The sequence below is a fragment of the Gluconobacter sp. P1C6_b genome (assembly GCF_018811945.1).
Classification (GTDB): Bacteria; Pseudomonadota; Alphaproteobacteria; order Acetobacterales; family Acetobacteraceae; genus Gluconobacter.
The window spans coordinates 50,798-74,543 of sequence record NZ_JACRVU010000013.1 but is presented as its reverse complement, the minus strand read 5'-3'; the positions used below and the strand labels follow the sequence as shown (position 1 = coordinate 74,543).

General features: G+C 63.1%; 18 protein-coding genes. 6 read left to right on the top strand and 12 right to left on the bottom strand.

Annotated elements, in window-relative coordinates:
- Positions 1–126: 126 nt before the first annotated feature.
- From KP701_RS10485 to rimP, 10 genes are all read right to left on the bottom strand, one after another.
- Positions 127–2,118 (bottom strand): FUSC family protein, encoded by a 1,992-nt coding sequence (locus KP701_RS10485; RefSeq protein ID WP_215747157.1) that lies wholly within the window; start codon positions 2,116–2,118, stop codon positions 127–129.
- Between the two features lie 3 nt (positions 2,119–2,121).
- A complete protein-coding gene (locus KP701_RS10480; protein WP_215747156.1) occupies positions 2,122–3,540 on the bottom strand; it encodes a nitronate monooxygenase family protein in 1,419 nt (472 codons plus the stop codon).
- Positions 3,541–3,604: 64 nt separating this feature from the next.
- Positions 3,605–5,755: a polyribonucleotide nucleotidyltransferase gene (gene pnp / locus KP701_RS10475; protein ID WP_215747155.1), complete on the bottom strand. Its 2,151-nt coding sequence runs from the start codon at positions 5,753–5,755 to the stop codon at positions 3,605–3,607.
- A 195-nt stretch (positions 5,756–5,950) separates the two neighbouring features.
- Entirely contained in the window at positions 5,951–6,220 is a 270-nt protein-coding gene (gene rpsO / locus KP701_RS10470; protein ID WP_011253110.1) for a 30S ribosomal protein S15, read from the bottom strand.
- Complete coding sequence (gene truB / locus KP701_RS10465; protein WP_215747154.1) at positions 6,180–7,181, bottom strand: tRNA pseudouridine(55) synthase TruB; 1,002 nt, start codon at positions 7,179–7,181, stop codon at positions 6,180–6,182. Before truB ends, rpsO begins: the two co-directional genes overlap by 41 nt.
- Before the next feature lie 97 nt (positions 7,182–7,278).
- Positions 7,279–7,707, bottom strand: coding sequence for a 30S ribosome-binding factor RbfA (gene rbfA / locus KP701_RS10460; RefSeq protein ID WP_011253108.1), 429 nt, complete (start codon positions 7,705–7,707; stop codon positions 7,279–7,281).
- Positions 7,704–10,457, bottom strand: a complete 2,754-nt coding sequence (gene infB, locus KP701_RS10455; RefSeq protein ID WP_225197647.1) for a translation initiation factor IF-2 — start codon at positions 10,455–10,457, stop codon at positions 7,704–7,706. Before infB ends, rbfA begins: the two co-directional genes overlap by 4 nt.
- A complete protein-coding gene (locus KP701_RS10450; RefSeq protein ID WP_225197648.1) occupies positions 10,454–11,167 on the bottom strand; it encodes an RNA-binding protein in 714 nt (237 codons plus the stop codon). Before KP701_RS10450 ends, infB begins: the two co-directional genes overlap by 4 nt.
- Positions 11,106–12,659 carry a transcription termination factor NusA gene (gene nusA / locus KP701_RS10445; RefSeq protein ID WP_215747153.1) on the bottom strand — a complete coding sequence of 518 codons (1,554 nt, stop codon included), beginning with the start codon at positions 12,657–12,659 and terminating at the stop codon, positions 11,106–11,108. Before nusA ends, KP701_RS10450 begins: the two co-directional genes overlap by 62 nt.
- A gap of 34 nt (positions 12,660–12,693) precedes the next feature.
- Positions 12,694–13,305, bottom strand: a complete 612-nt coding sequence (gene rimP / locus KP701_RS10440; protein WP_215747152.1) for a ribosome maturation factor RimP — start codon at positions 13,303–13,305, stop codon at positions 12,694–12,696.
- A gap of 216 nt (positions 13,306–13,521) precedes the next feature.
- Between rimP and KP701_RS10435 the strand changes: the two genes are divergently transcribed.
- The 3 genes from KP701_RS10435 to KP701_RS10425 are packed head-to-tail and all read left to right on the top strand — an operon-like array spanning position 13,522 to position 16,368.
- Positions 13,522–14,133 carry a hypothetical protein gene (locus tag KP701_RS10435; protein WP_215747151.1) on the top strand — a complete coding sequence of 204 codons (612 nt, stop codon included), beginning with the start codon at positions 13,522–13,524 and terminating at the stop codon, positions 14,131–14,133.
- A 33-nt stretch (positions 14,134–14,166) separates the two neighbouring features.
- Entirely contained in the window at positions 14,167–15,420 is a 1,254-nt protein-coding gene (locus tag KP701_RS10430; RefSeq protein ID WP_034954447.1) for an AAA family ATPase, read from the top strand.
- A gap of 3 nt (positions 15,421–15,423) precedes the next feature.
- Positions 15,424–16,368: a hypothetical protein gene (locus tag KP701_RS10425; RefSeq protein WP_215747150.1), complete on the top strand. Its 945-nt coding sequence runs from the start codon at positions 15,424–15,426 to the stop codon at positions 16,366–16,368.
- A 27-nt stretch (positions 16,369–16,395) separates the two neighbouring features.
- Here KP701_RS10425 and KP701_RS10420 read toward each other — a convergent pair whose 3' ends face one another.
- The gene (locus KP701_RS10420) at positions 16,396–17,922 is read right to left on the bottom strand and encodes an ABC transporter substrate-binding protein/permease (RefSeq protein WP_215747149.1); all 1,527 of its coding nucleotides are present in this window, start codon (positions 17,920–17,922) and stop codon (positions 16,396–16,398) included.
- Positions 17,922–18,716 carry an amino acid ABC transporter ATP-binding protein gene (locus KP701_RS10415; RefSeq protein ID WP_371818951.1) on the bottom strand — a complete coding sequence of 265 codons (795 nt, stop codon included), beginning with the start codon at positions 18,714–18,716 and terminating at the stop codon, positions 17,922–17,924. The genes KP701_RS10420 and KP701_RS10415 overlap by 1 nt, the downstream gene beginning before the upstream one ends.
- Positions 18,717–18,917: 201 nt before the next feature.
- On the opposite strand from KP701_RS10415, the gene ccmA reads away from it, so the two are divergent.
- The 3 genes from ccmA to KP701_RS10400 all read left to right on the top strand — a co-directional run bounded on the left by ccmA (position 18,918) and on the right by KP701_RS10400 (position 23,639).
- Complete coding sequence (gene ccmA, locus KP701_RS10410) at positions 18,918–19,553, top strand: heme ABC exporter ATP-binding protein CcmA (protein WP_215747148.1); 636 nt, start codon at positions 18,918–18,920, stop codon at positions 19,551–19,553.
- The gene (gene ccmB / locus KP701_RS10405) at positions 19,550–20,215 is read left to right on the top strand and encodes a heme exporter protein CcmB (protein ID WP_215747147.1); all 666 of its coding nucleotides are present in this window, start codon (positions 19,550–19,552) and stop codon (positions 20,213–20,215) included. The genes ccmA and ccmB overlap by 4 nt, the downstream gene beginning before the upstream one ends.
- A gap of 103 nt (positions 20,216–20,318) precedes the next feature.
- Positions 20,319–23,639, top strand: coding sequence for a S41 family peptidase (locus tag KP701_RS10400; protein WP_252345547.1), 3,321 nt, complete (start codon positions 20,319–20,321; stop codon positions 23,637–23,639).
- The last annotated feature ends 107 nt before the right edge of the window (positions 23,640–23,746 follow it).

Here is a 23,746-nt window from a genome sequence, read left to right as displayed (position 1 = left end):
GGGTGGCGGGGGTGGCCATGGTGGCGGTGGTCATGGCGGCGGCGGCCATCACTGACGCCCGCGCTTCTTTCGGAGCATGAGGCACAAACGGGGGGAGACGGAGTTCCGTCTCCCCCTGTCCTGTTTTCAGGAAGCGACGCGCCCCCCGCGTCCGGCCCGTTCCAGAGCCGCGATCTCGGCCATGATTTCCCCGTTCTGGATCTTCAGGGCGACATCCGCAAGCGGGCCACCCGCTTCAAGAGCTGCCGCCGTAGCGCTCCAGCGCTCACCGGCCTGCGCATCGCCCTCACACAGCCCGGCAGAGATATCGAAACGCAGCAAAGTCGCCTCGCCGCTCAGCCGCCGCAGCGCGCGTAGCAGCGCATGGGCCTGCGTCGCGCGTTCTCCAACAGCGGATACACCCCCCAGAACGGGCAGCGAGCCCCGGGCAAACTCCGCGCGCGTCGTATCGATGCCGGCCTGACGCTGGATGCGGTCCGTTATGACCGGATCTTCCCGTTTCAGAACGGCCGCCAGATAGCGCAGATTGCCCACGACAGCCGTCTGCAACAGACCATCCATGTCCTGCCCCCGGCGCTGCGGGCAGACCATGAAGGCGCAGAGCAGTCCGATTACGCTGCCAAGCGTGTTGTCGAGCATCCGCATCCAGGCCACGCCCTGCGACGGCATGATCATTTCCGTCACGACAATGAACTGGGCGCTGATGAACACGACGAGCATGGTGTAATTGACCGCCCGCATGGCGATGGCACCGATCACGAACACCGCCACCGCCGCCAGCATCTGGGCCGATCCCGGCAGGAACGGCGTCAGCAGCAACGCCAGCACGCCACCGCCCACAGTCCCCAGCACACGCTCCAGCGCCCGCACCAGCGTCGTCTGTCCGGACGGCTGGATAACCAGCAGCACCGCCACCAGCGCCCAGAACCCGTAATCAAGCCCCAGCCACCAGCTGGTCATGTAAGTCGCCAGCAGACCGACCACGAGGCGCAGCGTATGCTGCCAGATCGCAGGCGTCAGCCGGGCGACATGGCGGGGCAGTTCGGCATCGAATGGCAGGCGCTCCTTCTGCGCGAGCCCTTCGGCCAGCGTCCCCAGTGTCCGCGCACTGGTCGCGACCAGTTCCCCGATCGGGCCCGCCGTCGCGGGAATGCTCCCTGCAAGAGCCAGTCCCTCAGAGGCCAGATGACCAAGATCCGGTGCGGGATCGAGTGCCGCATCACTGGCATGCTGGCAAAGCGCGGAAAACGCCGCCAGCGTCCCCCGCGCCTCGAAGTCCAGACCGCGCGTCTCGACGAGATGTTCGACGGCCAGCATGGCGGTGAACAAACGCTCCGCCCCTGCCAGGGAGGCAATCAGACGCCCGCGCATGCCATAACTCGCATGCCCGGCATCGATCTGAAGCGCCATCCCGCGCGCGCGCTCGATTGCCGTGCGTACGTTCTGCCGGTGCACGGTTTCCTGAAGCCGTCCCGCCGCGATCTCGCCCGCCATGACCGACAGCAGCCGATAACACCCCCCCACGGCCCGCCGCGCGGGCGCATAGGGATGCAGCGGCCAGATGACGAGGCACAGGAGCGTGGCCCACAGGCCACCGCCCCCGAATGCCCCCGCGATGACGAGAGCCTCCGGAAGCCCATGGGCCGGGAACCCCGTCCCCGCGAGCATCACACAACCAAGAAGCGCGCAGAGCAGCGCCATGGACGGCGTCAGCGCGCGGGCCATCCCCACCAGCAGTCCCGTCAGGACCAGCCAGGGCAGCACCCCCCAGAGCGGATACACCGCGATGAGGGACGTCACGCCCCCCAGGATTGCGCCGCCCACCGTAAAGAGTCCGAGAATGCGGAACTGTTCGCGCGCCGTCCCACCCGGCTCGATCAGACAACTCCAGAACGCGGCAAACGCAGCCCAGGCCAGTACGGCCTGATGTTCATAAATTGCGGGCAGAAGCGCCACGACCGTTGCGACCGCTGCCCGGCTTCCTTCGGCCGGAGCGATCTGCTCCGGACTGACAGGGACCGAGTGCCGTGCCAGAAACTGCGTCAGAAAGTCGAACGGCCTGCCCCGTTTCAGGGCAGGCCGGGACGACGGACCAGAAGAGAGAGGATCACGGACCATGTCTCAGCGACCGGTCAGGATACGCTCCACGAGCTGGCCGACCGTCGGGACAAAGCCGTTCGCGTAGAACGGATCCGTCCCGAAGCGCCACGCATTCGTGCCGCCAAACATAAGGTTGTGGTCCATGATCACATCGTCATCCGCTCCGGGCGGAATGTGGGAGATGGTCTGGAGCGTCTTCTGGATGCAGAAGGAACGCGGGTCAGTCTTCTGGCCCGTCGTGTACGGCTCTTTCTGCATCCAGTTGGAGAAGCGGCATTGCGACAGGCAGCCCATGCAGGCCGTCTGGTCCGCAAGGATCTCGCGCGCGCTTTCCGGCGTCACGAAAACCAGCGTATCGTCCGGTGTACGCAGCGCCTCGGTAAAGCCGGCGGCTTCCCATTCGGCAATCCGCGGACGATCGGCCACCGGCACGAAGACCTCGCGCTTGCGGGCACCGACACCGTAAGATGCCTCATAACCGTCACCGGCTTCCTGACTGTATGGCACCTGGCGCTCGGAGCGAGCACACAGATCGTTCAGGAAGCTGTTCTTGACGGCCGAGGAGTAGAACCCGGTCGGGGAGAAGCGGTTGAGATACACATCCCCCTTCTTCAGCGTCAGAAGACGGCGCTTCCAGGCGTTGGGGATCGGGCTTTCCTGCGTCAGGAGCGGACGGGTTCCGAACTGGAACGCGATCGGCCCCAGCTCCGGATTGCCAATCCAGTCCTGCCATTCTTCAAGATGCCAGACGCCACCGGCCATGATGATCGGCGTCTCGCCCAGACCGTAATTGCGCATGACGCGGCGCAGTGCGAGAACGCGCGGATAGGGATCTTCCGGAGACAGCGGATTTTCCGTGTTGGACAGGCCGTTATGGCCGCCCGCACGCCACGGATCTTCGTAGACAACGCCCCCCAGAAATTCCGGAGCCTTGCTGTACGCACGGCGCCACAGGGCGTTGAACGCCCGACCCGAGGACACGATTGGGTAATACGGAATGCCGAAGCGCACCGCGATGTCGGACAGGCGATACGGCATGCCCGCACCACAGGTCACGCCATGGACCAGTCCGGGAGCCCCTTCGAGGATCCCGATGATGACGTCCTCGGCCCCGCCCATTTCCCACAGGATATTGACGTTGATCCGGCCTTTGCCGCCCGAAATGTCGTGGGCAATTTTCGCTTGGGCGATGCCGCCGTCGATCGCGTAGCGGATCAGCTCCTGCTGGCGTTCGCGGCGCGTGCGACCGTGATAGATCTGCGGAACGGGATTGCCGTCCTGATCGTAGCTGTCCGCATTGACGGCCGAGATGGTTCCGATCCCGCCGGCGGCAGCCCAGTGTCCGGCCGAGACGCCCGTGGAGACGGAAACACCTTTGCCCCCTTCGATCAGAGGCAGCACATCCTGACCACCAAAACGGAGGGTATCAATAGATTTCATGGGGACTGGCTGTCTCCGAAACTCAGAAAAAAAAGGCGGGGCCTTGCGAGCCCCGCCCCAACACTCATTCGGCGTCGCGACGGGGCGGACGGCCAGGCTTGGCCCCCACACTCTCCGTAATATCGGCACCTGTAGCCTGATCGACAACCCTCATTGAGAGCTTGACCTTGCCGCGGTCATCAAATCCGATGACCTTGACCTTCACAGCATCGCCCTGCTTGACGACGTCGGACGTCTTCGCAACGCGGCCTTCAGCCAGCTCGGAGATGTGAACCAGACCATCACGCGGGCCGAGGAAGTTCACGAACGCGCCGAAATCGGCGGTCTTGACGACCTTGCCGTCATAGATGCGGCCGATTTCCGGCTCGGCGACGATGCCTTCGATGCGGGCGATGGCCTTCTGGGCCTGCTCGTCATTGGAAGCAGCGATCGTCACGGTGCCATCGTCACCGATATCGACCTTCGCACCCGAATATTCGACGATCTCGCGGATCACCTTGCCACCGGAACCGATCACATCACGGATCTTTTCCTTCGGAACGGAGATCGTGGTGATCTTCGGAGCATTGCCCGAAACGTCCGAACGGCCTTCCGTCAGAGCCTTGGCCATTTCGCCGAGGATGTGGATCCGGCCTTCACGGGCCTGCTCCAGGGCGATCTTCATGATTTCCGGCGTAATGGACGTGATCTTGATGTCCATCTGCAGCGCGGTCACGCCATCAGCCGTACCGGCAACCTTGAAGTCCATGTCGCCGAGGTGATCTTCATCACCCAGAATATCGGACAGCACGGCGTAACCACGGTCTTCCTTGATCAGGCCCATGGCAATGCCGGCAACCGGACGCGGCAGCGGAACGCCGGCATCCATCAGTGCGAGCGAGGAGCCGCAGACGGTCGCCATGGAAGACGAGCCATTGCTTTCCGTGATCTCGGAAACCACACGCATCGTGTACGGGAAGGCTTCCTTGGTCGGCAGCAGCGGATGGATTGCGCGCCATGCCAGCTTGCCGTGACCGATTTCACGACGGCCCGGAGAACCCATGCGGCCACACTCACCGACCGAATACGGCGGGAAGTTGTAGTGCAGCATGAAGTTGGAACGGTATTCGCCTTCCAGCGCGTCGATGATCTGCTCGTCCTGACCCGTGCCGAGCGTTGCGACCACGAGGGCCTGCGTCTCGCCACGCGTGAACAGGGAAGACCCATGGGCACGCGGCAGGATGCCGACTTCGGCCAGGATCGGGCGGACCGTCTTCAGGTCACGGCCATCAATACGGATGCCCGTCTTGAGAATGGAGCCGCGAACAACCTGTGCCTCAAGCTCCTTGAGCATCGGCTTGGCCAGTTCGACGTCCAGACCTTCCTCGGCCAGGATCTCGTTGATCCGGTCCTTGGCTTCGGCGACCTTCTTGTAACGGGCCTGCTTCTGACGCTCCTTGTAGGCGTCCGCCATCAGCTTGTTGCCGACCTTCTCGACGCGCTTGCGAAGGGCGATTTCTTCCTTCGTCAGCGACGGCAGATCCCACGGTGCCTTCGCCGCGTGCTCGGCCAGAGCGATAATCGCATCGATGACCGGCTGGAAGGACGTGTGACCCAGCGTGACGGCTTCGAGCATCGTCTCTTCCGAAAGCTCGCTGGCTTCGGATTCAACCATCAGAACGCCCTCGGCCGTACCGGCGACCATCAGGTCGAGCGTGCTGTCCTTGATCTCGTCATGCGTCGGGTTCACGACCAGCTTGCCGTCGATACGGCCGATACGCGCGCAGGCGACCGGACCGAAAAACGGAATGCCGGAGAGCGTCAGCGCAGCCGAGCAGCCGATCAGGGACACGAGGGCCGGATCGTTCTCGTTGTCGTAGCTCAGGACAGTTGCGGTGATCTGGACTTCGTTGCGGAAGTTCTCCGGGAACAGCGGACGGATCGGGCGGTCGATCAGACGTGCGTTCAGGACTTCGGCTTCGGACGGACGGCCTTCACGCTTGAAGAACCCACCCGGGATCTTGCCGGCAGCGTAAGCCTTTTCCTGGTAATTGACCGTCAGCGGGAAGAAGTCCTGTCCCGGCTTCACGGTCTTGGCGCCAACGGCGGTGCAGAGCACGACCGTGTCGCCATACGTGATCATGACGGCGCCGTCTGCCTGGCGTGCGACCTTGCCGGTCTCTAGGATCAGGGGGCGTCCGGCCCATTCGATTTCCTTGCGGAAATAATCAAACATGCATGTTTTCCCAAATTAAGGATGAAACCATCCCCGGCGTCCGGCAGGTGGCGGAGCAGCGTTTCGGACGGCATGGCGGTGATGACGGGAAGCCCCCGACATGACACCATGTGGCCTGAAACGCCGGTCGCGCACCCGCACCGCCGGACAGGCGATGGCGGGGTGTCCGGGAGCAGGCTCCCGGACAGATCTAGCTCAGCGACGCAGGCCGAGACGCTCGATCAGGCTCTGGTAACGGGCCTGGTCCTTGCGCTTCAGATAGTCCAGCAGGCTACGACGCTGACCGACCATCATCAGAAGACCACGACGGGAGTGGAAGTCCTTCTTGTGGGTCTTCAGGTGCTCGGTCAGGTTGACGATACGCTCGGACAGGATTGCAACCTGCACTTCCGGCGAACCCGTATCCGTCTCGCTCTGCTTGTACTCAGAAATCAGTGCCGTGCGGCGTTCTGCGGTAATCGACATCGTGTTCTCCAAAAAACTCGTGATTTTCCAGCATCCGCGCTGCCCTGAGCCGCCCATGACGGACATGACACAGACCCAGCACGTGCTCTCCGATCATCGCGCGCCACAGATGGTCTTCCCCCTGCGACGATGCCGGCAGAGGATGCACGAGGTCCGCGGGGTCTATCGACTGCCCCCAGACGAGCATCCTTCCCTCCGCCTCGGTGACGGCCAGCGCCGGGATGTCGACCAGCGCGGTCGCCGCATCCAGCAGAGGAGCCGGAAGAGCATCGGCGTTGTCCACAGTTTGAGTCGATTTGTCCAGTGATATCTGATCGATCGTCAGTGCGTGGCTCAGATCGAACGGCCCGCACTTCGTCCGCCGCAGCACCGAAATATGCCCGACCGTTCCGCAGGCCAGCGCGATGTCTCGTGCCAAGGAACGCATATAGACACCCTTGCCCGACTGCACGTCGAAGACAGCCGTATCCGCGTCCGGACGTTCCACCAGCGTTATCGAATCGATCCGTGCCGGACGCGGCGGAAGTTCAGGCGGACGGCCAGCGCGCGCCATGTCATAGGCCCGCTCGCCCCCCACCCGCAGCGCCGAAAACACAGGTGGTACCTGCATGACATTTCCCGTCAGCGCAGGCAGAACGGCGCGGATCTGTTCATCGGTCGGGCGGTTCGGGGATGTCGCCAGAACCTCGCCTTCAAGATCATCCGTCGTCCGGCTTTCTCCGAAAGTCAGGGTGAAGCGGTAACGCTTTGTCGCGTCCATGATGTAGGGAATGGTCCGCGTGGCCTTGCCGAACGCGATCGGCAGCACACCGGAGGCCAACGGATCGAGCGTTCCACCATGACCGGCCTTTTTCGCATCAAAAGCCCATCGCAGCCTGTTGACCATATCCGTGGAGGTCGGTCCCAGCGGCTTGTCGAGAATCAGCCACCCGTCGATATCGCGTCCACGTTTCCTGCCCATACATCCCGTCCTTCCTTTTGAAGGCCGCTGATAGACCAGCAGGGGGCCGAAATGCAAAAACGCCCCTCACCGGAAGTGAGAGGCGTTTTTTTAAAAGTCACTCGGGCTTGGAGTTCAGATCCCGCTGGACTTCCGGAGACCGCATGATCTCGTCGAGCTCCATAGCATTATCCAGCGCCGTATCGGGCTGGAAGTGGATCTCCGGCACCGTCCGGAGATTGAGAGCCTTGGAGAGGCCCGTTCTCAAGAAAGGCGCCACCCGCTTCAGGGCTGGCAGGAGAACCTCCACATCGCTCCGTCCCAGACGCGTCACGAAAGCCGTGGCATGTCTGAAATCCGGGGAAATGCGGACTTCCGTTACCGTAATCCGCACATCCAGCAGCTCTGGATCGCGGAATTCGGTCCGGGCAAACAGCTCCGCCAGAACCCGGCGGACCTCTTCGGCCACCCGGAGCTGGCGGGTGCTGGGCCCGTGAGCGGAGACACCCGCGGGACCTTTCACGTCATGTCTGGAACGGGAGCTCAAGCCGGGATCACTTCCATTTCATAGCACTCGACCATGTCGCCTTCGCGCAAGTCGTTGTAACCCGCGAAGGACAGACCACACTCGTAGCCACGGGCCACTTCCTTGACATCATCCTTGAAGCGCTTGAGCTGGCTCAGCTCGCCCTCATGAATGACCACGTTGTCACGCAGCAGACGCACGCCACAGCCGCGCTTGACGAGACCTTCGGTGACATAGCAGCCCGCGACCTTGCCGGTCTTGGTGATGTTGAACACCTGACGGACCTCTGCGTAGCCGAGGAACTTCTCGCGATGCTTCGGCGCAACCTTACCCTTGACCAGCTGCTCCACGTCATCCGCCACCTGGTAGATGATCGAGTAGTAGCGAATGTCCACACCCTCGCGCTGGGCCAGTTCACGGGCCTGCGTGGTTGCACGGACATTGAAGGCCACGATGATGGCGTCAGAAGCCTTGGCAAGCTGGATGTCGCTTTCCGTGATCTGACCGACACTGGCGTTCAGGACGCGGACAGCCACTTCCTCATGGGCCAGCTTCTGCACGGTCGTGGAGATGGCTTCCGCCGAACCCTGCACGTCAGCCTTGATGAGAAGGGCAACTTCCTTCTGCACACCAGCCTGAATACGGGCCAGCATCTGATCGAGCGTTCCACGGGCCGCAACCTGCGACGCCGCTTCCTTCTCCTTGATCTTCCGCTGACGGAACTCGCTGATCTCACGGGCCCGCGCATCGTTTTCGACGACAACGAACGGCTCACCCGCACCCGGTACACCCGTCAGGCCGAGAATCTCGACCGGCAGGGACGGACCGGCTTCCTTGACCTGGCGGCCACGGTCATCGAGGAGCGCACGGATACGGCCCCATTCGGCACCGGCCACCACGATATCGCCACGACGCAGCGTACCCTTCTGGACCAGCACGGCGGCCACAGGGCCACGTCCACGATCGAGACGGCTTTCGATCACCACACCTTCGGCCACGCGATCCGGATTGGCCTTCAGATCCAGCATTTCAGACTGAAGCAGGATGCACTCTTCGAGCTTGTCCAGACCGGTCCGCTTCAGAGCCGAAACTTCGACGTCTTGGGTGTCGCCACCCATTTCCTCGACCACGATCTCGTGGTTCAGCAGTTCCTGACGCACGCGGCTCGGATTGGCACCCGGCTTGTCGATCTTGTTGATCGCCACGATGATCGGAGCATTGGCCGCCTTGGCGTGCTTGATGGCTTCGATCGTCTGCGGCATCACGCCATCATCCGCGGCCACCACCAGCACCACGATGTCCGTCACGGACGCACCACGGGCACGCATGGAGGTAAAGGCCTCATGACCCGGCGTATCGATGAAGGTGATCTTCTTCCCCGACGGCGCCGTGATCTGATACGCGCCAATATGCTGCGTGATGCCACCGGCTTCACTTGCAGCCACATCCGTGGTGCGCAGCGCGTCGAGCAGGGAGGTCTTGCCGTGATCGACATGACCCATGACCGTGACGACCGGAGCACGGGGCTTCAGATCATCAGCGTTGTCTTCGACACCCTCGATACCGATTTCAACATCGCTTTCGGAAACACGCTTGATGCGGTGGCCGAATTCCTCGACCACGAGTTCGGCGGTATCGCCATCGATGCTCTGCGCGGCCGTCGCCATGACGCCCATCTTCATGAGCGCCTTGATGACTTCACCCTGACGGGCCGCCATACGGTTTGCCAGTTCGGCGACCGTGATGGTCTCCGGAACAATGACGTCACGAACAACGCGGACCTGATCGGAGCGCAGACGCTCCAGCTCGGCCTGACGACGCTCGCGGTCACGCTGACGACGGACCGAAGCCAGCGAACGCGTCTTGTCGTCATCCCCTTCGATCGCGGCGCGGACGTCGATGCGACCCGAACGGCGATCGCTGCCACCACCCTTGCGGGACGGCGCGGACGGACGGCGCGGCGGGGCCGGCGGAGCACCGGGACCGCTGCGGCGCGGCGCGGGACGACGCTCGTCGTCACCACCGGCGGCAGTGCCGGAACGCAGATGCAGCGTTTCGTTGTTACGGGCCGGCGCGGCGGCTGCCGGACGGGACGGCTGAACCGGACGCGGCGGCATGATGGCACGCTCGGCGAGCGGACGCAGACGCTGGACCGGAGCGGCAAGCTGCACGCCGCCAGTCGAATGACTGCGCGGATCGAGTGGAGCCGAACGTGCGGCTTCCTCGGCCTCACGGGCAGCAGCTTCGGCAGCGGCCTGCTCGGCAGCACGGGCAGCAGCTTCAGCCGCAGCCTGTTCGCGGGCAGCCTGCTGCTCGCTTTCCTTCAGAGCCGCGATTTCCGCAGCCTTCTGTTCGCTGATCAGGCGCTCTTCCTCGGCGGCGCGACGCGCAGCCTCGGCGGCAGACATGATCTGGATCTTTTCTTCCTCACGCCGTGCAGCCTCTTCGGCCGCAGCCTTGCGCTGCAGCTCGAGGGCGCGCTGGCGGGCTGCCAGTTCGGCTGCCGTCAGGGCACGACCACCCGCACGACCACCACGGGCTGCCGCACCGGCACCCGGGCCAGCCGCATTGCGCTTGGGCTTGCGGACCTCAACCTGCACGACCTTGGAACGGCCATGGCTGAAGCTCTGACGCACGGAGCCGGCATCAACAGTACGCCCGACCTCCTGGCGTCCAGCAGGGCGAAGCGACAGGCGGCTGCTTCTGGTCTGTTCGCCGCCCTGTGATGGGGTGTTGTTTCCGTCCTGGTTGCGCTCGTTGCCGTCGCTCATAGTTCCGCCTGTTCCTTACTGACCCCTGCGGGGTCTGGGAGCGGACGTCCTGCCACTCCCGAAAATCTCTCATGTTCGGCGATCAGGCGCTGTGCCAGCGCTCCTGGCGCCATCACCGCATAGACCGCCCGGTCCCGGCTGAACGCCGATTCCAGGACCCGATCGGGAACTGTCACCACCGGCAGAGAACGCCGGCCCGACACCAGTCTGGAGAACTCGTCCGGGCTTGCACTTTCCGAACGGATCACCACCCCTACCCTGCCTGAAGTGAGCCACTCCCGGCATTTCTGAAACCCGCAGACCGTCTGACCCGCCCTGCGAGCCAGGCTGACTGCGTCCAGCATCCGCTGCACCAGCGCGGCCTCGACCAGATCGGCCAAGCCATCCGGTACGATCACCTGGGCTTTGGCCGCTCTGGCAAAAGCCTGTCGTGTGCGGGCGCTATCTAACACATCCCGGCTGGCACTCAACCACATTCCCCGACCCGGAAGTTTTCCGGCGAGGTCGGGAACAACCCGGTTATCCGGGCTGACCACGAAACGGATCATGCCTTCAGGCGGCTTCTGCTCTCGCGTAACGATGCATCGCCGCTCCGAGCCGCGACGCCCTAGAGCACCACGAACGGGACCATTATCAGTATCAGAAATATCAGACGTCGGTCGACTCCCCGTCACCGTTTTCGGGCTTTGCCGAGTCGGCTTCTTCACCATCGAACCAGTGCGCACGCGCTGCCATGATGATCTCGTTGGCGGCATCTTCGTCGATAGCCTCCTCACCGAGGATCTCCACAAGCTCGTCGCCAGCCAGATCCGCCAGATCGTCGAGCGTCTTCACGCCCTTCTCACCCAGCGTCACCAGCATCTGGTTCGTAAACGTTCCCAGCCCGGCCACGTCATCCGTGACACCCAGCGCCTTGCGCTGGTCATCCAGGGCCTGTTCCTTGCTGGCAAGATAGTCATTGGCGCGATGCATGAGCTCTTCAGCCACGCTCTCGTCAAAACCTTCGATATCGTTCAGCTCGCCCGGGTCGGTGTAAGCCAGTTCCTCGATCGTGTGGAAGCCTTCCGTCACCAGCAGGCCCGCGATCACGTCATCGACGTCCAGCGCCTCGACGAACTGCGAGGAGCGCTTGCGGAACTCTTCCTGACGACGCTCCGATTCCTCGGCCTCCGTCAGGATGTCGATGTCCCAGCGCGTCAGCTGGCTGGCCAGACGCACGTTCTGTCCACGGCGACCGATGGCAAGCGAAAGCTGCTCATCCGGCACCACGACCTCGACGCGGCCCGCTTCCTCATCCATCACCACCTTGCTGACTTCAGCCGGAGCCAGCGCATTGACGACGAATGTCGCAGCCTGAGGGCTCCAGGGGATGATGTCGATCTTTTCGCCCTGCAGCTCGGCCACAACGGCCTGAACACGGGAGCCGCGCATACCGACGCATGCGCCGACCGGGTCGATCGCTGCATCACGGGAAATCACGGCCATCTTGGCGCGCGATCCCGGATCACGGGACACGGCCTTGATCTCGATGATGCCATCGTAGATTTCCGGAACTTCCTGCGCGAACAGCTTGGCCAGGAAGGCCGGATGCGTGCGGGACAGGAAGATCTGCGGGCCGCGCGGCTCGTCACGCACATCATAGATGTAAGCGCGGACGCGATCGGAATTGCGGAAGGACTCGCGGGGGATCAGCTCGTCACGACGCAGCAGGGCTTCCGTATGGCCGATCTCGACCATGAGGTTGCCATACTCGGTGCGCTTGACAGTGCCGTTGACGATCTCGCCCACGCGGTCCTTGAACTCGTTGTACTGGCGCTTGCGCTCGTATTCGCGCACGCGCTGCACGATGACCTGCTTGGCCGTCTGCGCTGCGATGCGGCCGAAATCGATCGGGGGCAGCGGATCGACCAGATGCTCGCCGGCCTGGATTTCCGGCTGGAACTTGCGGGCGATGTGCAGCGGGATCTGGGTGTCCTCGTTCTCCACATGCTCGACCGCTTCGGTCCAGCGGCTCAGTCGGACTTCGCCCGTCTTGCGGTCGATCGTCGCACGGATGTCCTTTTCATGCCCGTACTTCGCGCGGCCAGCCTTCTGGATGGCCTGCTCCATGGCTTCGAGCACTTCCTCGCGGTCGATGTTCTTCTCGCGGGATACTGCATCGGCAACCAGCAGCAGTTCGGGACGTGTAACAGACGTGTCCATCAGATCGGACCTCCAGCCAGCATGAGACGGGTCATCACTTTTTCCCCGGCTTCTTCGGATTCAGTTTGGGCGCCTGGCGCGCTTCCCCGCCATCTTCCCCTTCGGAGGCGACCCCTGCAAGGGCAGCGCTCGCTTCGATCAGCGCATCGGTCAGGACCAGACGGGCCTTGCGGATGTCCACCAGCGGCAGGACAGCCTCGGTCCCGTCATCCAGACGGATGATGGCATTGCCGTCCCGTGCACCCATGACGGTGCCGGAGAAACGGCGACGGCCGTTGAGCGGCACGTCCAGCTCGGCCTTCGCCAGATGGCCCGCGAATCGCTCCCAGTCCTTGGCGCGTGTCAGCGGACGGTCGATCCCTGCGGACGACACTTCCAGCATCCACGCACCCGGGATCGGATCGTCAACGTCCAGAATGGCGCCGGCGGCGTGGCTGATCTGCTCGCAGTCTTCCACCGAGATCAGGGAACCGTTCGCACGGTCCGCCATGATCTGGATCGTCGGGGTGTCGCGTCCCAGCACCGAAAGACGCACGAGCTCATAGCCCAGATCGGCAAGCGTCGGCGCGATCCGCTCCGCGATGCGGGCTTCCAGCCCCGTGAGGTGGGGCAGTTCGATGTCGGAAGAGGCGTTCTGCTGAGACAAGACAAAAAAGGCGGCCCGTCAGGGCCACCCCCCAAATGAGCGGAAGATGAATGGAATGTGCCTTATGTAAGTCACCTCCCCGCAGGACGCAAGAGGAACGCAAATCCCGTTGTTCCTGAAGCTCTTATCCATTGGGCGAGTCGAAAGATTTGTTTACATTCCCATATCTCGAAAGCCCTTGTCTTCGGACGCTGTCGGGAGTGAGATGGTTGTGAAATGACTTCCCAGTACGAGCCCCGTCCAGAACCGCGCGCCCAGCCGCTACCCTCCGAACCGGCATCCCGCAGTCGGGCGCTGTGGGGCGGAGGCGGGCTGATCGCAGCCCTGACGGTCGGGGCCGGGGCCTTTTTCTACACGCATAATACAGCGGCGCCGACCGTGCCTGCGGCCGCGCCGCCGTCCCAAAGCACGCCGGCCGTACCTGCTGCCCAGACCGCCGCGGTCCAGCTTTCCATGCTTCCTCCCGCAAAGGCGTCAGCCGCCCTCGCAAAAAGCGGCTTCAGCCCTGCCGACCGTGCCCGCATCCTCGCGGCAGTGAAGGATGGCAAGATGCGGCTCGTGGAAATGCCGGTGCTTGATGCGTCTGGCGCGGTTGGCCAGACCATTGACGTCACGGTCTCGGGTCTGACACAGCGCGTCGTCCTGACGGGCAAGTTCCAGCATCTGGTCATTCCCATTGTCGAAGCCGGACAGATCCTCATCGCACCCGTCAGCATGCCGCACGCCCCGGCCCTGACCATCGGAGCGCTGACAGCCCTCGGTCCCGAAGCCCTGCCCGCCCTGATGACGCTCGACCAGCGCGTCCTGCTCAACGTGATCGTCCAGTAAGGAACCGCCCCGGTGTTCAAGTCCCTCGTTCCCATGCTCAACCGGGCCATGCCGCTGATGATGGCGGCCTTCCTCATTCTGGCAGTGATTCAGGTCGCGGTCATGCTACACCTGTCGCTGAACGGGCTGTGGGCCGCCATCGAATGGGGGCGGCGTTTCTATCTTCCGCTGGCAGGCATCAGTGCCCTTCTGGCAGTCACGGGACTGGCGTATGAAACGTCAGCCGAAAAACTGGCGCGTCGCGGACTGCGCCGCAGGAAAGGTCTCATCATGGATGTTCTCAGCCGTCTGACAAACCGCGGAGCCCTTGAAGAGCTCATGGCCCGCGAACAGCGCGAAACCGTCATTGACGCCGACGAACTGGCCGCTTCCCTGCGCGCCCGCGTCATCGGACAGGATCAGGTCTGCGAGGACATCGCCCAGCAGATGCGCCGCCGCCTGGCGCTTCAGGTCCGTGGCAAGCCAGTCGGCATCTTCCTGCTCGCTGGCCCTCCGGGCACCGGCAAGACCTATCTGGCCAAGCAGATGGCCAAACAGATGGAACGCCCCCTGCTGCATTTCGACATGACGCAGATGTCGAGCGCCCATGCCGCAACCCAGCTTTTCGGCTCGCCCAAGGGTTATGTCGGGTCCGACACCTTCGGCAAGCTGACCGGCGGCCTCAAGGATCATCCGGATGCCGTGGTGCTGCTCGACGAAATCGAAAAGGCCCATCCGGACGTCTTCAAGAAGTTCCTCACGGCCTGGAACGACGGCCATGTCACGGAAGCCTCCACGGGTGAACAGGTTTCGACCACCCGCGCGATCTTCATGCTGACGTCCAACGTCGCGACAGAGGCTCTCACCGAAATCGCCGACCGTCTCGCCAACGAGCCTGAGAAGATGCGCGCCGAGTCGGTGGAGGCCCTGCGCAAGTCCGGCTTCGCCCCCGAGGTCCTCAACCGTCTGGACCGTATTTTCATTTTCCGTGCCCTGCGCGGACTGGATCTGGCCCGCGTGGCGGCACTCGAAATCGAAGCCATGATCGAAGGTTACGGCCTGCATGTGGAAACCGGCGGCATTGATGCCGGCGTTCTGTTCCAGGTCATGGTCAAGCAGAAGAACCTCGGCACCGGTGCCAGCGCGCGCGATCTTGTCCGTTCCATCGAGGACATGGTCAGTGAAAGCCTCATCGTGGCCCGTCAGCAGGGTGCCAAGCGCGTCCGTCTCGTCACGCAGGAGGACGGTACCGTCGTCACCGAGATCGCCAGCGACACCGAAACCCAGCTTGGTCGGGTGAGCCACTGATCCATGACGGCATTCGGACGGCTCTGGCGACGCGCGCCGCTCTGGCGCACGAGCGTGATCGTAACGGTAGGCGCGCTCGGCATGGCCGCCTTCTATCCCACCCCGGCGCTCAAGAAGGCCATGCCGTGGCTTCCGGGGCACCTGCCCGGGGCGGCACCCTATAATGCGGGGTCAGGCGCGTCACAGCCGGATGGGCAACAGGGCGGCCAGCCCGGCGGCGCTCCAGGTCTTGGGGACCAGATCGGCGTGCCCGATCCCGGCATTGCCCAGCATGGCAGCATCACCATCGCCGGACGCACCCTGCCGCTTCCGGCGGGTGACTGGCATCCGATCCTGACGGCCCGGAGCGGGGCGCATGGTGAGCTGTCCCAGCAGGTTCTGGCCCGCACGGATCGCGGTGTCGTCTCCGGCGTCATCGTGGTCCGCGCCACGCAGCAGCCCGTCCCCGCCGATCTGGCAGAGCAGCTCGAAACGCCATGCCATGACGACCGCGACTATGCGGCCCATATTTCCGACAGGGCCGGCGTGTCGCAGGAATGCAGCTACACCAGCAATGCCGTGCTCGAAAACCAGAGTGTCAGCACGGACCCGTTCATCACGGCGGCGTTTTCGCGGATGCGCACCCTGGGTTTCCCGATCCCGAGCCTGATGATCAATGTCGGCTGGTATTATGCGGCGGCGGCCGGCAAGGGCACCGCTCATATCGAAACGGTAGAGACGCTCGTCGCCCCGATCGAACACGGATCACGCCAGCTTCTGGCCCCCCCGCAGTACTGGAACAAGGCCTCGGTTCACAAGAATCCGGACGCCGCCCAGTTCATCGATGCCCTGGATCGCTGGATGATCGGCTGGTCCCGCGTGCTGCGTCAGGGATTTGACGGAACGCTGGACACGGCCACGCTCGTGCCGCCCCTCATCAACGATCCATCCGCACCTCGGCCAGCCTGAACAGGACAGACCGGTGCACCCAAGATTTCAATGGTGCCCGGTTCCTGAAAATCCGCGCCCCAGACGCCGCTCCGCCATCCGCGCCAGCCGCACGAAGGGCAGTCCGAGCAGCAGATAGGCCAGACCGACCATGATCCCCGTTCCGAAATAATCGTAATAGGTGGAGGACAGCCGCACATAGGTCTGACTCAGTTCCGTCAGCGTGATGACGGAGACGAGCGAGCTGTCCTTGAGCAGCGAAATAAAGTCGTTGGTCATGACGGGTACGACCGTCCGGAAAGCCTGCGGCACGATCACGAGGCGCAGCGCCTGCCAGTGGGTCATGTTCAGCGCAATCGCCGCTTCCATCTGCCCACGCGGGACGGAGAGCAGACCGGCGCGATAGTTCTCCGCCTCATAGGCCGCATAGTTCAGCCCCAGAGACAGCACACCTGCCATGAACGGTGACAGACGGATGCCGAAAGCCGGAAGGCCATAGAAAATGAACAGCACCTGGATCAGCAGCGGCGTTCCGCGCACGACCTCAACATAGATCCCCGCCACAAAGCGAAGCGGAGCCGCGCCGTAATGCCGGGACAGCGCCAGCAGAAGCCCGAGCGCCACAGCCAGAACCATGGCCAGCGCCGACACTGCCAGCGTCATAAGCGCCGCCTGCCCGATCAGCGGCAGGAAACTCACATAACGCCGGACCAGAACATGCCAGCCGCTGCCGGTCGTGTTCGCCATGGCCTGCCGGTAATGGTCCCATTCCGTGGGCGCAATATCGGGCTGGCTGTTATCGCCCGTGTAGTTCGCCATCAGCGGCGTCCACAGGTTCCAGCGCGCCAGAATACGATGCAGCGTCCCGTCCTGAATGATCTCGCCTAGCGCCGCATCCACCTGATCACGCAGCGCGCGGTTCTCGGGTGAGAATGCGATCCCGTATTCCATGCTGCCGATCGGCTCGCCCACGAGCTTCATGTCCGGGGAGATGCTGCCATAATAAAGCGCAATCGGCGCATCGAGCAGGATCGCATCCAGCCGCCCGTTCCGCAGATCCGAAAACGCATTCGTCTCTTCTTCATAGGACCGTACGTTCGAGCCACCCTGCCGACGCAGCATCCGCTCGGCCGTGGTGTCCTTGATCGTCCCGATGGTATGGCCCTTCAGGGCATCCATCGTATCCAGACCGTTCTGGTCGTGCCGGACGATGATGCGCTCGCTCGTCACATAATAGGGACGCGAGAACAGCACGGCCGCCTTGTGCTCCGGCGTCATCTCGATGCCGTCGAGCACCATCCCGTACAGCCCGCGCGACAGCCCGGGGATCAGGCCGTCCCAGTCATTCTGGATGAATTGCGCCTTGCGGTGCATCCGCCCAGCGATTTCATTGACCAGTTCGTACTCAAAACCGGTCATTCGGGATTCATGGGCCGGGTCGTGAAAGACGTAAGGCACATTTGCCTCGCCGTCTGACGCCCAGAGCAGCTCCTGCGACGAAGCGGGAGCATCAGCCAGCGCAACAGAAACAGGACTGATGGCAAGCGCCAGCAAAAGCGCAAAAAGTTTCTTCATCACAGCAACGTCCGCAGGAACCGGCGTGTTCGTCCCTCCCTGGGGTTGGCGAACATCAGGTCCGGATCACCGCTCTCGACGATTTCCCCGCCCTCGACAAACAGAACACGGTCCGAAGCCGCGCGCGCGAAACGCATGTCATGCGTCACCACAAGCTGCGTCATGCCCTCATCATCCAGCGCCCGCATGACGGACAGGACTTCCTCGGAAAGTTCAGGGTCCAGCGCCGATGTCGGCTCGTCATACAACATGACGGACGGCTTCATTGCGAGCGCGCGCGCAATGGCCGCGCGCTGTTTCTGGCCACCCGAAAGACTATCCGGATAGCGGTCCTTGACGGCTGCCAGTCCGACTTTCGCCAGAAGTTCGCAGGCGACGGACTGCGCCGCGTCGCGGGACATTTTCTTGACCTGAATCGGCGCCATCATGACGTTGTCCAGCACCGTGCGGTGAGGAAACAGATTGAAGGCCTGAAACACCATGCCGACATGCGAGCGCAGCTTATGGGCCTCGGCCTCATTGGCGCGGCTCCAGTGCCTGCCCGTGCATGCGACCGTCACATCCTCGATCCGGACTGAGCCCGCATCCGGATGTTCCAGAAAATTGAGGCAGCGCAGGAACGTGGACTTGCCACATCCCGAAGGACCGATCATCGAGATCAGCTCGCCGCGCTCCACGTCGAGCGACAGACCCTTCAGAACCTCGTTCCCACCAAAGGACTTGGCGATACCACTCGCCTGCAGCACCAGATCAGCCAGTTCCGGAAACCCTCGAAAAAAGAGACGCACGATCACATGACCGCGCAGCCCTCATAACGGACCTGCGCCAGCGTATCGAGACCTTAATACAGCACGCGGCACAATTCATACGATCATCATATTCGCGTCCTCCAGACCGCAGCTTTCACGCCAGCCCTTGCGAAGCAGGTCCGCAGGGTCTCTAAAACAGAAAGACACACACCGGGACAGAACCAAACCCGCGCATGAGACCCTTCGATGACCAGCCCGTCTGACTTCCCCATCCCCCCCGTTCCCGGACGCCTGCTCGACGTTGAGGACGTCACGGTGTTCCGCGGGGACCGGCTGGTTCTCGACGGCGTGTCCCTGACGCTGGATGCCGGGGATGCCATGATCCTGACAGGTCCGAACGGCGCCGGGAAATCCACGCTTCTACGGACGATTTCCGGTCTGCGCCGCCCCGATTCAGGCGAGGTCATCCGTTATGGCGATCTTGCCTGGCTCGGCCATCAGGACGCCCTCAAGCCCGGCCTGACGCTGGCGCAGAACCTTGCTTTGGCTGAAAAGCTCGGTACGAACAGCCTGCCAGACGCACTTGAAGCCCTGGACCTGACCCACCTGACTGATCTTCCGGCGCGTCTGCTCTCTTCGGGACAGAAGCGCCGCGCCGCTTTCGCCCGCGTCATGCTGTCCGGCGCTCCGCTCTGGCTGCTCGACGAACCAACCGTCGGGCTGGATGTCGCCAGTATCGAACGCCTCGGTGCCGTCATGGCCGCCCATCGCGCCAAAGGCGGTGCCATGATCGTCACAACGCATGTCCCGCTTCCCCTCGACAACACCCGTTCGCACGAGCTGCCATCGCTCGCACATGTAGAGTCCTTCTGGCTGTCATGACCGCTTTTCTTGCCCTGATCGACCGTGACCTTCGTCTGGCGTTCCGCTTCGGTGCCGACACGCTGGCCTCGCTGCTGTTCTTTATCTTATGTGGCAGCCTGTTCCCGCTCGCGCTCGGCCCATCGCCGGATCTGCTGCGACACATGGGGCCGGGCATCATCTGGGTCTGTGCCCTGCTTGCCTGTCTGCTGCCGCTGGACCGTCTGTTCGGAGCCGAACTCGAGGACGGCTCCCTCGACCTGCTGATGCTGACCGGCCCGACTCCGGCCGCCGTGGCCTTCGCCAAAATGGCCGCCCACTGGCTGACGACCGGCCTGCCGCTCCTGATCGCCAGTATTCCGCTCGGCATCATGCTGGGCGTCAGAGGCTCGGAACTGCCGCTCCTGCTGCTCGGCCTTGCGATGGGCACGATGTCCCTCTCGCTCCTCGGCGGTATGGCAGCCTCGATCGTGCTTGGCGCGCGGCGCGGCGGCGTGCTGCTGCCGCTACTGGTCCTGCCGCTCGCAACGCCTGTGCTGATCTTCGGCGCAGCCTCGTCCTATGCGGGACAGCTTGCGACGTCACCTGCCGCCAGTCTGGATCTGCTGGGAGCGTGCCTCTTCGCCTGCCTGCCGCTGTGCCCCCTCGCCGCCGGACAGGGCCTGAAGGCCGCCGTGGGCTGAAGGAGCTGTCATACCTTAACAGGATGTCATCCGCAGGCCTTTGACGACATGACTCCTTTGTGAAACGACTGGAGCATATTCGTTTCATATCGAGATCATCGTCATGCCCAAACGCCCTTCGCTCAGAAGCTCCCTTTTATCCTGCGCAGCCCTGATGGGCTTCAGTCTTGGCGCTGCTCAGGCCGAGCCGGGCTATCTGCGTGAACCCTCGATTTCCGACCAGACCGTCCTGTTCAATGCCGAACAGTCCGTCTGGAGCGTGCCCCTCGCTGGCGGGCAGGCCCAGCGTCTGACGACCGTACCGCAGGGTGCGAACGCCATTGATCCGCACCCCGTCATGTCCCCGGACGGCACCCAGATCGCCTTTGCCGCCAATTTCGATGGCCCGACCGAAATCTATGTCATGCCCCGCAGCGGCGGAACGCCCCGGCGCCTGACATTCGAGAACGTCGCCCGCCTGAAGATCATCGGCTGGGACGCTCATGCAGGCATCCTCTACGCCGCCCCCGCCGCCACAGGGCCGTATTACACCCAGACCGTCACCGCCATTGATCCGAAAACCAGCGCAAAACACGTCTTTCCGCTGTCGGGCGTCAATGATGCTGCCCTCAGCCCGGACGGACGCTGGCTCTATGCCGTCCGCTTCGGCCTCGCCACGACCGGCGACCACATGCGCGCCTATCGCGGCGGTGCATTGTCCCAGCTCTGGCGCTTCGATCTTCAGAACGGCAAGGAAGCCGAGCGCATTGGCACGCATGACGCCAACCTCATCCGCCCGATGCCCTGGCGCGACCGACTGATCGTCATTTCCGACGAGAACGGCCGTTACAATCTGTGGAGCCTCGCCACGGACGGCACGGACGCGAAACAGCTTACCCATTTCACGGATTACAGTGTCCTCGAAGCCTCCATTTCCGGCGATCATATCGTGATGCGCAAAGGCGCGGACCTATTCGATTTCAATCTGGCGAGCGACGAGACCACACCCATCAAGGTGGACCTGACCTCCGACAACCTGCCCCGCAGCCCGTACTGGCTGGAGAAGCCCACGCGCTTCCTGACCGCATCGGCTCTTTCTCCCAAAGGTGAAACCGCAGCCTTCACCATGCGCGGACATGTCGTCGTCGCAGGGGCTTCGCCGCGACGCGTCGTCGTCCTCGCCACGCCTGACAATGTGCGCCTGCGCCTCGCCCAGATCACGCCGGACGGCAAATCCGTCATCGCCTTCAGCGACGTCAACGGCGATTCCGCCCTGTGGCGCTTTGCAGCAGACGGCAGTGGCAAGGGCGAGGCCATCACCCAGCCCTCCCCGACCGAACCCGTCATTCTGTCGCTTTCGCCGGATGGAAAATACGCCGCCCATACCGATCTTCTGGGCCGGCTGTGGCTGACGGACCTGTCCACGAAGGCCGACAAGCTTGTCGATAACGCCACGCAGGACGGCACCAACGTTTTCGACTCCCTGTCATGGTCGTCGGATGGTCATGTTCTGGCTTTCGTGCGCACCCGTGGTGCGAACCTGCGTCGTCAGATCGCGCTCTATGTTCCAGCTACCGGCCAGACGAACTGGGTCACGGACGGACGCTACGAATCCTATACGCCGAGCTTCTCGCCAGACGGGAAATGGCTGTGGTTCCTTTCGGACCGCACCTTCTCGCTGTCCAATGGTTCGCCCTGGGGTGACCGAAATATCGGCCCGGCTTTCCCGAAACGGACCGGCATTTACGCTCTGGCTCTTCAGTCCGGCGAACGCTTTCCGTTCCAGCCCGCCACCGAACTGGACCCGGCGGACAAGAAGCCTGATGCCGACAAGAAGGATGCCAAAAAGAAAGACTCCGACAAGAAAAAGGCACTCCCCGCCATTGAATGGGCTGGCCTTGCGACACGTCTGTATCAGGCTCCCGTCCCGGCCGGTGATTACGAAGGGCTGGGCGTCTCTGACGAGTATCTGTTCACCATCGACAATTCCGGCTCAGGCGATGGTCCGGGCGATCTGAAGTCGATCCATATCGACAATAACGAACACAAGATCGAAACCTATGCTGCCAAGATCTCGGATTTCGACATCACGCCTGACGGCAAGACCCTGCTGACCCTCAGCCGCAAGGGGAAGAATGCTCCCGACCTGCTCCTTACGCCTGCGGGCGAAAAACAGCCCAAGGAACTGGCCGGCAAGAAGATCGAGCTCGACCATCTGCGTCTGCGGATTGATCCCGGGCAGGAGTGGTCGGACGAATTTGTGGATGCCTGGCGCCTGCATCGCGACCACTACTATGACCGTGACCTGCACGGTGTGGACTGGAAGGCCGTCCGTGCCCATTTCGCCCCCTTCGTGGACCGCCTCGGAGACCGCGCGGATCTCGACGATCTGCTCGGCCAAATGGTCGCGGAAATCGGCGCCATGCACTCGCAGCTCCATGCGCCCACGACGGTCGATCAGCCCGCGTCCAGCCTCATTGCGGGCCTTGGCGCGCATCTGACGCATGAAGACAACGGCTTTCGCATCGATCACATCTATCAGGGCGACCGTGACCTCCCGGACCAGCAGTCCCCGCTGGCAGCTCCGGGTGTGGATGCCCGAAACGGAGATCTCATCACTGCCGTCAACGGACAGCCCACGGCCGGACAGCCCGATCTGGGTTCGCTCCTTGCCGATCAGGCCGGAAAGCAGGTTCTCCTGACGCTCTCGCGCGCCGGAAAGGAGCACAAGGTCATCGTAACTCCCGTTCCTTATATGAAGGAGCGTGACCTGCGGGCGCGGGACTGGGAAGTCGGCCGGGCGGATGTCGTCGATCGCGCCAGCCACGGACGCATCGGCTATCTGCATCTGCAGTCCATGGTCGGTGACGACATGGAAGCCTTCGCCCGCGAGTTCTATGCCAATATCGACAAGGACGGCCTGATCGTTGACGTCCGCGGCAATACGGGCGGCAATATCGACAGCTGGGTTCTGACCCAGCTCATGCGTCGCCCGTGGATGTTCTGGGGCCGCTACGGCAATGCGCCTTCGGTGGACATGCAGCAGTCCTTTCAGGGCCGCCTGATCGTCCTGTCCGATGAGATGACCTATTCGGACGGCGAGACTTTCTCCCAAGGCATCAAGTCCCTGCATATCGCCCCGCTGCTTGGCGAACGTACGGCAGGCGCCGGTGTCTGGCTGTCGGATGGAGATCGTCTGATCGACAACGGCAATGCCCGCACGGCCGAGAACCCCTATTTCGACCTGAACGGACACTGGCTGGTCGAGAACAGGGGCGTTTCCCCGGACATCGAAGTCGAGAACATGCCGGTCGCCACCTTCAACGGGGAGGACCAACAGCTTGAAGCCGCCATCGCCTGGCTCCGCAGGGACATGGCCGACCATCCGCGTCCGGTTCTCAAGCCCGAAGCCTTCCCGGTGCAGCAGCCCGCTGCCCCTCGTTAATCCTGAAAGGTTCTGATGGATCGGCGGACTGCTGATCCTTCAGGATACGACGACATGCCGGCTGTTAAAGAAGTCATCAGATCTGGCACGGGCTCAATGAGATCAGG